Raw genomic sequence first — 12646 nt, forward strand, 5'->3', positions numbered from 1 at the left:
ATATAGCAGAAGCTATATCTTCTAAATGGTGGATATCTTTTAAAAAAACAGGTGGCAGCTTGCCACCTATTTTAATTCGTCTAACACCTTTAAAACATCTTCTGTTAATGTCATAGCTCTTGGGCTTGATTCTTTTCTCTTTATATATCCAGCCTTTTCTAGTTTTCTTAAATGTTCATAAACTGTACTACTAGATTTTAGATTTACCATCTTACATATCTCCCTAATAGTTGGGCTATATCCTTTTTCTTTTATATATGTATCAATAGCCTTTAAAATCTCAACTTGTCTTTTTGTAATCACAATATGCCCCCTTTACTCAACTTAATCTATAAATCTATTGTACAGAACATGCGTTCGATTGTAAAGGTAAAAAAATAAGGTGCAATATAGTATCAAAAATTATATAGCTATATTATTATTATTTAATGATAAAAGAAACTTAAATCCTTCCTCAAATTTTAATACTTGATACGAATGTTCTTTTAATATAGACATTATAGTTTTAAAATATTCACTGTCAGTTCGTTCTATATCATATATGAAAACAGTCTTTATCTTGTCCTTTAATTCATATGCATTATATGACCATGTTTTCGCTGCACTAATTAGATGTGATAAACTTTTTCCTTCAAATATAAATATTTTAATCCCATAATCTCCAATAACATAATCAAACTTAATATTATCGTCATATTTACCTGATATTTTTTTTGTTGAATACTCAATTCTATTTGATTTTAATAATTCTCTTATATATGCTCTTTCTTCATTTTTATTGAGACGTTCTTTTTTGTTATAGTCAAATCTCAAAAATATTTTTTTCGTTTTTTCAATAAAATCATCAACTTCATCTGTCCTATAGCTTTGCACAGAACCAAATCTGAATTCATTGACGTAATGCTTTATAAATTCTCTTATACTAAAATTATCATTATAATTCAAAATATTTCGTTCAACTGTATATTTAATTCCTTTAAGATATTCTTTTACAAATTCAATATCTAGTTCATCATCAAAACTTGCTAATCTCCTCCAATTAGTCGTAATTTCAAAAACTCTTTCATTGGTTGTAAGATTGTGAAATAAAATTCCTAAAGTTATACATTCATCTCCAATTAACGTTGTATAATAACTCAATACAGAAAATTCTATTATAGCCACAACAATCACCTCCTTATATTACTTAATATTACTTCGCATATATCTTCTAAATGAAATAGCCTATAGGTCAAATATTCAACTAATATATTTAAATCGCTTGAATTTACGTTCCACTGTTTAGGTATATCTGATATAATATCATAAAGTAGAGATTTTGTTAATCTAGATTTAAAATCTGTACAAGTTTCCAATAAGACTCTTTCATTAATAAACATTGATTGAAAAAAATAATTATAAACTTCTTTGTTGGAGTCTATTATATTAGTATCTTTATAATCATTGTCTTCTATACCCCGTAATAATGAATTTCCATCCCATATGCATTCATTTTTAAATACATGAGTATGGTCTATAGCATAAAATCGATGGTCATCTGACTTCAATGAAACTAATAAATTTCCAACATTTCTGTCTTTATTATAAATTAAATGGTCAAACAATAAAACTCTATAAAAATCCTGCTTATTTGATATAAACTTTATAACAGAACAATTCACTATTACTACTTTATCCAACCTTTTTGAAAAATAACATGGTCCATAATTTTCACTTGTTATTGATACATTGGCACTCACCTCAGTGTTATTGTCTATATAAGCAATGCCAGCATCAGGAATAGGTAACTTTAGAATCTTTGCAAGTTTATAACATATATATTCATTTACCAATGCCAAGTTTCCTTCTGTATTATTAAAAATTTTAATTACGGCATATTCTGAATTTGACAGAAAAGCATACAAAGGTTCTGTTGAACCATTTCCTACAGGAAAAAGTATTTTATCTACATGAACATAATCCAAAGATTATCACCTCCTTTAGTTGAAAATTCAAGACAAACTATAAAAATTATACTACATAACACTAGCATAAATTGTCGATATTTGTCAGTTGCCTTTCAAAATAAAAAAGAAGGTAGAATCCAGCATAAAACTAGACTCTACCTTTATCTTTTGAACAGTATTTATAAAAATTATCTAAAGACATATCAAAATAATCTGCTATCTTTTTTGCAATACCTATTTTCATACTATCAAAACTTATTTTCCCAGATACGTAGTCTGAAATAGTTTGTTGAGGGACATTTATTGCCTTTGCTAGTTTATATCCTGATACATTCCTTTCTTCTAACAATTTTTTTAAAGACATTTTTCCCCTCCTAACTTTTTTTAATGAGCAAATTAATTATTAATAACGTAATTCCTAGATGAAATAGTATATCAAATACTTTGTATGGTGTTAATAAATGTAATGCCTGTACAATCAATAAAACAATTAATAAAATATTTTTTTTATTCATATTTTATGCTAGACGTGATATAATATTAAGAAAGGGTGGGGCTTTCGCCCCGTGTTAATGGTCGTTCGTATCTTTTTTGAAGAGCGTATACACTATAGCGATAGTGCTTACTACTTCAAAAACGATATGAACGACTTTTTCAATTTCGTCTAGCAATTAATCACCTCCTTTACATTTATATTATACCGAAAATTCAGTATAATGTCAATAAAAATTTTTTTATTTTCTTTCAAAAAAACAAAAAAGACTAGGGCATCGCACCCTAGCCTACACTAATACCTATCAAAAAATTAGTTACCTTTCTTATCATCAGCAAATCCTTTATTTTCTGTTGTAGGATTATTAATTATACCAGCTATTACTAAAATACTTAATAAAGCTTTCCAAAGTTCTTCATAATTTGTAGGCAATACATCTAATCCGAAAGCTTCTAATAGCATTGGAATAAAAGCAAATATAGCAGCCCACAATCCGTAATTTTTCCATCTATTCATAATTTACACCTCCGCAATTTTCTTTATTTGACTTAATCTATCTCTTAGCTCTTCTACTTTTGTTCTTAAAGCTTTATTTTCTTCTCTAACTGAAAAATATAATTTTTTGTAGTCTACAGTTTCAACTTTTACTGCAAGTATTTTATTTAATATCTTGAGTATTCCTTCTCCGTAACCCTTTCCTGGCCATGCCCATTTTCCATTAAGGTCAGTTACATAAGGAGCTGTTCCTAATAATCCTTTATCAATAAGTATCTGGTATCTTGGGTCTACTATTTCTTGTACTGGTTTTTCAGTAGTTGCATAACCTTTTAAGTGTTGTATTTGTGCTCTTACTCCAATACGTGGTGTTGGGAATGTAGCACACTGTCCTTTGCCATTATTATTTAATGCTCCTATACCAGCAAAGTTATTTTGTTTAGGCTGAACTATACCACCAAATCTAAAAAAACCTGTTTCCTTCAAAGATTGTGCGAACGCTATATCGCCTCGAACACCTTCAATTTCTCCTTCTTCTAGGTAATAACTTACTAGTTCATCAACTGTGCAATTAATTTTAGGATTAGGGTTTATAGATAATAAATACTTTTTCATTTGTTCTGCAGTTGCTTGAGCTTTACCTAATATCCTAATTTTTTCTTGTTTATTTTTCTTAAGTGCTTCTAGTTCTCTTTCAACATCTATTAAGAACCCTCTCCAATTTTCCCAATTATTTTTAGCAAATATTCTAGGACATATTTTACCATTCCAATCATAATGTCTCTTAACTCTATCTATTCCCCATCCTTTTTCATATAAGAGCTGTGCTACTAGCTTAGTGGCATTAACAACTGTTTTCGCTCTATCTCCACTTTCGCATATTTCTATTGCAATAGATTTTCTATTTCCAGTTCCATTATTTCCATCTCCAGCATGCCAAGCAACTTCATTTAACGGAATAGCTTCTACCGCTTCTTTTTCATCAATAGCTATATGCCAGCTTGCTGTTCTATGATTGTTTTTATTTACTAGCCAATCTCTCTCATTTTGAGCAGTACTTCGAGGATTAGCTGTACTATGAATTGTAATATATTCTGCTTGCATTTCTAATCCAGGTCTCCTATTATAAGGAGTATCCTTTGGAATGTGTTGTATTTTATAATTCACTCTACCACCTTCCCAAACTTTGAATATACCAAATAAAAAAACCTATAAGTGATGTTGCACCTAACATCACCAAGGCTTTTATCCAAGCAGTTAAACTTTCTATTTTTTCTATCAAATTTTGTATTTTTTCTCCCATTTTAGCATCATTGATTTCGAGCTGCACAATTCTACTCTCATGATTATCTAATTTTTCCATAATCTCTTCATGTCTTTCACATACACCCACATATATTCACCTCGCTTTAATAATAAAAAAAGAAGGGCATAAAAAATACACCCTTCTAGGTGTTAATATCCATACTTTGCTTTTTCAGCATCTCCCCAAGCAATGCATTCTTGTACATACTGTAAATATTCTTGATATTTTGGGTCATTAGGATTTTGTAAACCTAAACGTTGCATCTTAAATTCTGCATTTATATCATATCTTTCTCTAATTTTAGAAATTACTTGTTTATTTATTTCTTCTTTTGTCGGTGGAATTGAAGATAAATACTCTTCTAGTGTTTGAATAATTCTTACATCAACAGGTTTATCATTTTCATCAAACACAAGCTCATATTCTTTTGCATTTAATACTTGTTGTACTTTTTCTGCATCCTCTGTATCATGCAAAGAAAATGTTGCCATGTTTTCTTTTAAATCAAGAGCTTCGTTTGGTGGCCCTTCTGGGAACATCAAATTTGTTCCAGTATGATATAGAACTTTTTTTGTATTCTTGTCATAAATTATTTTCATTATCCCCACACCTCCCATTTTATGCCAACATTTAATGTACCGCCTGATGACATATCATTTAATATTTCTATATTTATATAGTTTCCTTCTATCCATACATTTCTTACGCCTAATGAATTATCGTATAATGCCCAATAACTCATATCCAATTCTATATTATAATTTTCTTCTTTTCCTAGTAAAAAATCAGTCTCATATTTTTTAGTCATTATTCCCCAACACTTAGAAATTCCCATAGTCCCGTACGCTATTGCGTCTAATTTATTAGTTGTAAAAGTTATAGATGCTGCACTAAATCCGCAAGCACCTTTACTATTACTACCACTCAAAAGTATAATACGTCCTGCTTTATAACCACTTCCAATATATATTTGTTTTACTACTCTATTATTGCCTGATATTGTTTCATTAAATGCAGTACGACCTGCATTAAACTTAAATCCCAACTCACTTGCATGTTTTCCATCAACTTTGTCCGCATTACTTACAGTTGAAGTAATATCACTTCCTGAATGTTTGTGTCCAATAGGGTTAAAAGCAGAAGGTTTATTCAGTATATTATTCCAATCCCGGATTTGGTCTCTGTGCCAACCATCTAACTTATCACTATCTGCCGCCTTTTCAGTTTTCCCTAATTTGCTATTAGCAGTATTCAAAGCTACGACTGCTTTATCATATGCAATTTTTACTGCTTTACTACTTGCTGCAGTTGTACTACTTGTACTAGTCACACTATCTGATACAGCTCTTTGTGTTGTTATATATCCTACATCATTAATTAGTTGACTTAATTTTGTCGGCTTGATGCTTTCAGCATATTTCTTTGCATTCTGTTCTGCCGCATTAGCTTTTGCTTGAGCTCCCGCAGGTGTTTCTTTCGCATTCCAAGCATTTTTCTCTTTATCAGTAACAAATCTATGAGTACTATCTTCTACAATCATAGTAGCTGGATGTGTAGGAGGATGAATGTATTTATTTGCCCCTGGTTCTATCCCTGTAAGCTTTGTTTTATCTTCATCAGTATAGTCGTTTGTGCTTAATCCTTTACCTTCTTCTTTATCAACTTTTCTGTCATTTCTGTCATTTAATTTCTTTAATTCAGCATCAATAATATCAGCATTATTATTAAAAACTTCAACATTATAATTCTCATTTGGCAATGGCTTTTCAAGATTATAGTTTTTGGTATAATTAGGCAATTATATCACTCCTTCTCTCAAAGTTTGATGTGTGTAGTTACTAAGTGCTTCATGGGTATAATTCTTCAATTCTCCATGAGTTCGATAAGTAAATTCAAAAGTATAAGTTAAATGAGCAGGTTTAATTTCTTCTATAGTTAATTTTAAGTCAGCTATGTTTCTAGGAATACCAATGGTACTAACAAACTTTATAATAAATCTATAATTTTCATTATCTTCTATAACCTCAACTTCACCATTAGAGTAAGAGCTAGCTACTTCTTTTATTATCTGCTTTGTTACGGTACCTGTCCCTCTAATTTTAGCTTTTATTCGTTCACGCCTAAATTCATAAGGTTTACTTACATCAACTGTTAATCCATGTATCTTTTCATATCTACTTAATAAATCAGATGCTGTATTTATAAAACATTCACTAATAGTTTTGTTAAGCCCTTCACTAACCTTCTTAATCTCTGTTCCAATAATACTTTGCAATTCTTCCATTGTAAGATTGCCATTATAATACGGAGGCAGTAAATTCATTAGATTCATATTATACCACCTCTGTTAAGTTTATAGTTCCTGCTATCGGTATTTCATCATTACCAATTGTTATATTAGATGTACCTTCATTGATAAGCAGATTAGAGTGATCATCAACCCCTTCTGTAGCAAGTAAAATGCTCCCTATTTTAGCATAGCTAATTGTTATAGATGTACCCTCATTATATGCATTATATGTTTTAAATACTGTGCTTTTAAGATATTCTATAAATAAATTTGTAAAATTTGTTACTACTTCATTTAATGTTTTAGATCTATTTAATTTAATATTAGCTGATACATTTATTACCTTTTCGATCGGACTATCTACTGTTACTGTTGCACCAATTGGTCTTACACTTTCAATATACTCGTATACAGATTGTTCCAGTGTTTCGTCTATATTCATATCACTATCAACAATTAATACTTTAACCGTTCCTGGTCCATTCCAGAGTGAAAACACTTTTGCGCCTCCTACACCAGGGACCTCAAGTGCCCATTGTTTATAATGGTTTGCATTTCCACTTGTAGCTGGTTTTTGTAAATAAGCATAAATTCTTCGGCGAAAATTATCGTCTGTTTCCTCATCTTCTCCGCTAATAAGAATATCTGTTAATGTAGCAGTAATACCATTTACATTGTCAATATTATTTAATTCCCCTGTATAGATATTTCCTATCTCTCCGTATTGCTCGCATTCAGCCTTATATTCTGTATCAGATATTTTTTCAATAATAACATATGTTGTATCTTCTAATCCCCATCTAGTTCCTATATCTACTGGGCCTGTTGTAACAATTTTTCGTATCGCTTTTGTAGCAGGTTTCCTTGTAATGCCATAATCAGCAGCTTTTCGGTTTAAATATTCACCAACTGCAGTATCTACAAAAAACAGATCTATAAAATTATTAAGCTTAAAATATGTTTCTGCTAATTTATAAGCACAAGGAGCAAGAGCATCATAGATGATAGAGCCGGGACGCTTATCAACATTGTTAGGAACTCTATTTAGCATATCGTTTAATATATTTTCATATGTCATGTCTTCCCACATCAGATAGTCACCTCTTTTGTGATTGTTAAATCACCATAAATGCTTGTAACATCAAAAGTACATAACAGTTTATCTCCATTTATTTCAAACTTAAAATTATCAACACTTTTTATCCTCTCATCTTGCAAAAGGCATTCTTGAACTCTTCTTTTTAGTTCAATTTGTACATATACAGGATCCTTGCCTATAAGACTTTCTAACTCAATACCATAATTAAAGCTATATATAGGATACTCATATTTTTCAGTGTTAAGTACCTTATATATAGCTTGCCTAACAGCTTCTAGCTCATCTATATAGCCTTGTATTTTATTATCTAATAGTTTGTATGTTCGGCTTGTTTCTATACTTTCTGTCGTATCTAATTCTATGCCTATAGACGATTTAGGTATCATCTACTCACACCCTTTATTTTTATGTTTGATATGGTCATACCGTTTGTTACTGTTATTGGTTCTATTTTTACAGTCATAGTATTTAATACATTAGGTATTCCCAGTATTTCTACAATATAAAATTCCTGTCCACCATGATTCCTTATAAGTCTTACTTTATCACCTGTTTTAACAAAGTCTTTTAGATTGCCCTTTATAAGCTCGTTTGGGATAGTCAGCTTATCGCTAATTTTAACACCATCGTTTACTACTGTACCAATCATAAGACTTGTTAATTTTGCATTGTTAAGATAGTTTTTGATTATTGTTTTTATCTCATTTATCATATCATCACCTCTAGACTCATTGTATGAACAGGAACAAACCCATGTGTAACTGATTTAACTATCAATCTTCTGTTCAACTGAATATCCTCAATTTGCCCATAAAAACTGTTTCCTGCCCTAACTCTAGTATCACCTAAGCATTCTAATGTAAGTGTCTCTAATTCCCTGTTATAAAGCTTTAGTAGCATATCAGCCTTTGATTTTGCTTGAGATAAATTAGCATTCTCCATAATTTCAAAATACTGTAGCAGCCCAAAACGTTCAATTGAGCTTATATCTTTTGCATCTTTTATGCTGCCTTCATTTTTGACAAGAATTTTTATATAATTATAAAAACTATCATCAATAGATTTCTCATATTCAAAGTCATAAGCAAGACTTTTATCTCCTAAAATTAAATTAAGAGCTAAATCTTCTAAATCTCTAATTGCTATGCTCCCAAATTCATCTCTCAAGCAATACCATTTGCCAGTATGAGTCAATGTATCGTTTATTGCTGTATAAATTATATCAAGCCATGTCTTATCGTCCTGGACGCTTACCGGAAGCCTGTAACCTGTGTCAGTTAAGATCCCTTTTCTCAAGTTAAAGTAATTACACATTTTATTGACCAGAGTAGTAACTGTATCATTCTTTACTACAATAGTATCCTTTGCCTTGCAATATCTCAACTGATCGTAAGCTGTTACTTTTATTTCTTTGCCCTTATTTCTACTATACTTGAATACATAACCATAAAAGATGTTTGCACCATTGTATCTAAAACGAACTACACTGCCATTTTGAATTACCAACTCATCATCAATATAAGAAAATTCGAGCTTGCTACATCCGTCATTGAAAGTATCTTTCCATGAGACAGACTTCACAAGCTCGCTTATTTCGTATATTTTTCCGTCGACTTCCACCAAAAATTCCATATTCATGCCAGAATCACCAACTTTTGTCCTGCATATATAAGGTTAGGGTTTTTGATTTTGTCTTTGTTAGCATTAAATATTTTGGTGTATTGGGACCCATCCCCATAATATTTCTTTGCAATTGCCCAAAGCGTATCACCAGATTGCACTATATGTGTTCCATTACTTTTAGGATTAACTTTTGGAACTGGCATTATTTTCTGTGTTGATGCTACAGTTCCTATAGGAGTCGGTGTTACTACAACAAACTTCTTACCATATTCTCTATATTCAACTAGCTGAAAATTAATGTACTTATCTCCTTCCTCCCCTGCTTTTTCGGTAATCGTTAGTTCTTTAATCAGCACAAGTGTATTGATATCATCACCTACACCGTTTGATGCTATAAATCTAACAGGAGCTTTTTCATCTCTCCATCTTTGAAATAAATTGATGTAATAATCCGGTTCTCTAAAACCTCCAGAAGTCTCTACATAATGAAGTTGATTATGTGGAAATTCACATTCAAAACTATATTCTTTTAATTCCATGTGGGTAGGTACTGCAATCTGTCCCAGTTTCAATATCTCGTATTTTTCTATTGCTTGTATGCTAGATATTTCAATTTGTTCTGGGTTAACAGGAAGTCTATATGTTGCATTATCTTTGTCAAAAAACACTGCGTAACTACTCATTAAGCATAACTCCCTTCTGCAGCAGTTGCTATTTGTTCCTGAAGTATTTTTCTTATTCTTCTAGCTACCTTATCTACGTCTGCTTCTTTATGAACATCTCCAAAACTTACTTGTATATTAGGTGCTAATGTTGCTGTACTAAATTTATTGATATATTCTCTTTGTGCTATGTCTTGTAAATATTTTAAGTCCTCATCAGACATATCAACTTCAACTTTTCCATTAGATCCAATCCCTTCGATTGTAAGAGGGTTTCCTTCTGTTCCAATATTGCTTAAATCAAATTCTTTATCTTCTTTATCTGTCATTAAATCAGTAAGAGATGAAATTTTATCTTCTACCTTTTCCCCAAATTTATAACCTGTATCCCACACTTTACCATATTCGAATCGATGCTTGATTATAGGAGCTTCTCTATTAATAGTAATAGCATCTTCATTTTTACCCCATTTAAGAACTTTTTCTTGCAAAGCGGAAAGTCCAGATGTCCAGTCTGTGCCAAATATTGCATCAATAATTTTTGTTACAACTTTCCCTAATGATAAGAACCATGAAATAATTTGTCCGATCAAATTGGCTACAGCGCCACCAAAGCTATTAAATCCACCATTAGCAGCATTAAGAACCCATTCAATTATACCTATAAATGGTTCGACAAAAATTGTCCATATTACTTGTATTAACGAATTCATTAATCCAATTACTACATTTCCAATAAAAGCTGCTGCGACTATAACTGCCCCTATAATTATACCAGTTGCAGAAATACTTGTCCCAGTTAATTTATTTATTACAGCAATAGCTGCATAGAATACCGCTATAAGAGCAATAACTCCAGTTATAATCCATGTTATAGGACAAGCTGCAAGGGCAGCGTTAAGACCATCTTGTGCCCAAATTAAAGCAAATATTGCAGCATATTCTGCCCAATCTAATGCAATTTTTTTTGCCTTATCTGCTATTGTTTTTAAAGTAGTTAACCAAGCAATACCCATTGTTGCATTATATACGATTAAAGCTCCTATGATACCCCAAATTAAAGGCTCTATTATACTCCAATTATTTGCAAAGAAAAAACCTATTTTTGATATTATATTAATCAATCCACTTGCAACTGTTGACATTATGTAAAACCCTTTAATTAGTCTATCAATAAACTTATTAAAACCTTCTGAATTAATGAGTTCGTTTGTTTCTTGAATAACTGGGTCAAAAGCTTTTAATCCATCGTTTTTTATCCTATTCCATACATCTCCAAACGTCATAGGCATTGTTTCAAATTTATTATTTATATCATCTGCAGCCATAAATACAGCATTCTTAATTATATCGGCTGTAATAACTCCTTCCGCAGATAATTCCTTTAATTCTCCTTTGCTTTTACCCATATATTTTGCAATTGCATCAGCTATTATTGAAGCATTTTCCGTTATTGCTCTAAATTCATCTCCCTGTAACCTTCCGGCTGCCATTGCCTGACTTAATTGTAGTAGCGCTGAAGCCTGTTCGCTTGAACTTGCTCTTCCCACTTTAAATGATTTTTGTACTAGCTCTGTAAATGCTATCAGTTCATCGTTAGATTTGAATGCATCACCTGCTAATAATCCCATTTTAGATATTGCATTAGCCATGTCTAAATAAGATCCTCTGGATCTATTGGCAGCAGCTAATATCTTTTCTTGTAATTCTGCTTGAGTTTGCAAACCGTCGTTGATTAAAGAAAGCCTTGCTGCAGTATTAGTATACTCATCTGCTATATCTATACCTTTTTTGGCTACAGCAAAACTTAAAAAAGTACCTATTAATTTTCCTAGTCCAGAACTTGCAATATTAGCACTTGCACCTGTATCTTTTAATTTTTTATTAAATTTATCTGTTGCTCCACTTGCTTTTAATATTTGATCTGTTGCAGTTTGAGTTCTCTTTTCAATTTTACCAATAGTTCTTGAATAACCATCAAATAGCTTAAACATTGCCTTGAGGGTTGCCATTATCTCCCCCTCCCTCTTCTAGGCGCTCTTACCTTTTTTATTTTATCATTCTGTCTTTTTTCTTCTTCTATTCTTAACTGAATACTAGCATAAATGAAAGCTTTTTCTCTTTCACTCATATTAGCTAAAGTAGAAGGTAATATATGGAGTTTCTGAAGGGCAAAGTGAGCCAAGTTAAACTCGGCATCACCTTGCCTTATTCGTTTTTTACTTCTTCAATCTCCTCATTTATATCAACATCCAATCCTGAAAGCTTTTGCACTGCTTGTGCCAATTCTGCAAATTCGCCGACATACAACATTGTTTTAAGTAACTCTGCTTCTCCTAATACACCATAAGCCTTCTGCAATTCTGCATTTTTCAAATCAGGAAATACAACTGCACTCGCTGTTAGCTCATGAATATAGCCCGTTCTGTCAAATGTTTCATTTCCTTTTTTATCTCTTTTTGTATATTTTTTAATTAATTGTTCGTTTTCTTTTTGTGTAATAGGTCTGATTACAAAAGGAACAGGTTTACCATCTTCTTGAAAACGATTAGATACTATAACTTCTTTATTTTCTACCTGTATAGGGTTTAAAAATGCTTTTAATGAACTCATGTTATCTCTCCTTTTCTATTTTTTAGATCGAGTAGGAGGTAGATGATTAATTCATCTACCGACCTCTCACACCACCGTACGTACCGTTCGGTATACGGCGGTTCATTAGGTTAAGTTCA

The 12646-nt window shown here is 31.5% G+C and carries 17 protein-coding genes; all 17 read right to left on the reverse strand.

All coding sequences use genetic code 11. The features are described 5' to 3' along the window. Positions 1 to 66: 66 nt before the first annotated feature. A complete protein-coding gene (locus BUB51_RS09570) occupies positions 67 to 303 on the reverse strand; it encodes a LexA family protein (protein WP_200791935.1) in 237 nt (78 codons plus the stop codon). A 99-nt stretch (positions 304 to 402) separates the two neighbouring features. Continuing rightward, positions 403 to 1164, reverse strand: coding sequence for a DUF3037 domain-containing protein (locus BUB51_RS09575; protein ID WP_159430412.1), 762 nt, complete (start codon positions 1162 to 1164; stop codon positions 403 to 405). 5 nt (positions 1165 to 1169) lie between these two features. Next, positions 1170 to 1964, reverse strand: a complete 795-nt coding sequence (locus BUB51_RS09580) for a HipA family kinase (protein ID WP_073197381.1) — start codon at positions 1962 to 1964, stop codon at positions 1170 to 1172. Between the two features lie 130 nt (positions 1965 to 2094). Further along, positions 2095 to 2310, reverse strand: a complete 216-nt coding sequence (locus BUB51_RS09585; protein ID WP_073197382.1) for a helix-turn-helix domain-containing protein — start codon at positions 2308 to 2310, stop codon at positions 2095 to 2097. A gap of 441 nt (positions 2311 to 2751) precedes the next feature. Beyond that, positions 2752 to 2955 (reverse strand): phage holin family protein, encoded by a 204-nt coding sequence (locus BUB51_RS09590; RefSeq protein WP_073197384.1) that lies wholly within the window; start codon positions 2953 to 2955, stop codon positions 2752 to 2754. Between the two features lie 3 nt (positions 2956 to 2958). Continuing rightward, complete coding sequence (locus BUB51_RS13605) at positions 2959 to 4101, reverse strand: N-acetylmuramoyl-L-alanine amidase (protein WP_143153599.1); 1143 nt, start codon at positions 4099 to 4101, stop codon at positions 2959 to 2961. A 1-nt stretch (position 4102) separates the two neighbouring features. Then, positions 4103 to 4327: a hemolysin XhlA family protein gene (locus BUB51_RS09605; RefSeq protein ID WP_073197386.1), complete on the reverse strand. Its 225-nt coding sequence runs from the start codon at positions 4325 to 4327 to the stop codon at positions 4103 to 4105. A gap of 62 nt (positions 4328 to 4389) precedes the next feature. Further along, positions 4390 to 4839 carry a hypothetical protein gene (locus tag BUB51_RS09610; RefSeq protein ID WP_073197388.1) on the reverse strand — a complete coding sequence of 150 codons (450 nt, stop codon included), beginning with the start codon at positions 4837 to 4839 and terminating at the stop codon, positions 4390 to 4392. Continuing rightward, positions 4839 to 6038 (reverse strand): tail fiber protein, encoded by a 1200-nt coding sequence (locus tag BUB51_RS09615; RefSeq protein ID WP_073197389.1) that lies wholly within the window; start codon positions 6036 to 6038, stop codon positions 4839 to 4841. Before BUB51_RS09615 ends, BUB51_RS09610 begins: the two co-directional genes overlap by 1 nt. Beyond that, positions 6039 to 6572, reverse strand: coding sequence for a putative phage tail protein (locus BUB51_RS09620; RefSeq protein ID WP_073197391.1), 534 nt, complete (start codon positions 6570 to 6572; stop codon positions 6039 to 6041). It lies immediately after the preceding gene. Position 6573: 1 nt separating this feature from the next. Further along, entirely contained in the window at positions 6574 to 7620 is a 1047-nt protein-coding gene (locus BUB51_RS09625) for a baseplate J/gp47 family protein (RefSeq protein ID WP_073197393.1), read from the reverse strand. Further along, entirely contained in the window at positions 7620 to 8015 is a 396-nt protein-coding gene (locus BUB51_RS09630; RefSeq protein ID WP_073197395.1) for a DUF2634 domain-containing protein, read from the reverse strand. The genes BUB51_RS09625 and BUB51_RS09630 overlap by 1 nt, the downstream gene beginning before the upstream one ends. Beyond that, a complete protein-coding gene (locus tag BUB51_RS09635; RefSeq protein WP_242945582.1) occupies positions 8012 to 8341 on the reverse strand; it encodes a DNA helicase in 330 nt (109 codons plus the stop codon). Before BUB51_RS09635 ends, BUB51_RS09630 begins: the two co-directional genes overlap by 4 nt. After that, a complete protein-coding gene (locus BUB51_RS09640) occupies positions 8338 to 9267 on the reverse strand; it encodes an XkdQ/YqbQ family protein (protein ID WP_083599587.1) in 930 nt (309 codons plus the stop codon). Before BUB51_RS09640 ends, BUB51_RS09635 begins: the two co-directional genes overlap by 4 nt. Next, positions 9264 to 9935 carry a LysM peptidoglycan-binding domain-containing protein gene (locus BUB51_RS09645; RefSeq protein ID WP_073197397.1) on the reverse strand — a complete coding sequence of 224 codons (672 nt, stop codon included), beginning with the start codon at positions 9933 to 9935 and terminating at the stop codon, positions 9264 to 9266. The genes BUB51_RS09640 and BUB51_RS09645 overlap by 4 nt, the downstream gene beginning before the upstream one ends. Next, complete coding sequence (locus tag BUB51_RS09650; protein ID WP_073197399.1) at positions 9935 to 11926, reverse strand: tape measure protein; 1992 nt, start codon at positions 11924 to 11926, stop codon at positions 9935 to 9937. The genes BUB51_RS09645 and BUB51_RS09650 overlap by 1 nt, the downstream gene beginning before the upstream one ends. 196 nt (positions 11927 to 12122) lie before the next feature. Then, positions 12123 to 12527: a phage tail assembly chaperone gene (locus tag BUB51_RS09660; protein WP_073197403.1), complete on the reverse strand. Its 405-nt coding sequence runs from the start codon at positions 12525 to 12527 to the stop codon at positions 12123 to 12125. Positions 12528 to 12646: the final 119 nt, after the last annotated feature.

It is taken from the genome of Caloranaerobacter azorensis DSM 13643 (genome assembly GCF_900129995.1).
In the GTDB taxonomy this organism is placed as follows: domain Bacteria; phylum Bacillota; class Clostridia; order Tissierellales; family Thermohalobacteraceae; genus Caloranaerobacter; species Caloranaerobacter azorensis.

Bases quoted from the DNA above. Each gene is read 5' to 3' on its own strand.
- BUB51_RS09585 (WP_073197382.1), bottom strand. From the start codon at position 2,310: ATGTCTTTAAAAAAATTGTTAGAAGAAAGGAATGTATCAGGATATAAA.
- BUB51_RS09590 (WP_073197384.1), bottom strand. From the start codon at position 2,955: ATGAATAGATGGAAAAATTACGGATTGTGGGCTGCTATATTTGCTTTT.
- BUB51_RS09610 (WP_073197388.1), bottom strand. From the start codon at position 4,839: ATGAAAATAATTTATGACAAGAATACAAAAAAAGTTCTATATCATACT.
- BUB51_RS09620 (WP_073197391.1), bottom strand. From the start codon at position 6,572: ATGAATCTAATGAATTTACTGCCTCCGTATTATAATGGCAATCTTACA.
- BUB51_RS09625 (WP_073197393.1), bottom strand. From the start codon at position 7,620: ATGTGGGAAGACATGACATATGAAAATATATTAAACGATATGCTAAAT.
- BUB51_RS09630 (WP_073197395.1), bottom strand. From the start codon at position 8,015: ATGATACCTAAATCGTCTATAGGCATAGAATTAGATACGACAGAAAGT.
- BUB51_RS09635 (WP_242945582.1), bottom strand. From the start codon at position 8,341: ATGATAAATGAGATAAAAACAATAATCAAAAACTATCTTAACAATGCA.
- BUB51_RS09640 (WP_083599587.1), bottom strand. From the start codon at position 9,267: ATGAATATGGAATTTTTGGTGGAAGTCGACGGAAAAATATACGAAATA.
- BUB51_RS09645 (WP_073197397.1), bottom strand. From the start codon at position 9,935: ATGAGTAGTTACGCAGTGTTTTTTGACAAAGATAATGCAACATATAGA.
- BUB51_RS09650 (WP_073197399.1), bottom strand. From the start codon at position 11,926: ATGGCAACCCTCAAGGCAATGTTTAAGCTATTTGATGGTTATTCAAGA.
- BUB51_RS09660 (WP_073197403.1), bottom strand. From the start codon at position 12,527: ATGAGTTCATTAAAAGCATTTTTAAACCCTATACAGGTAGAAAATAAA.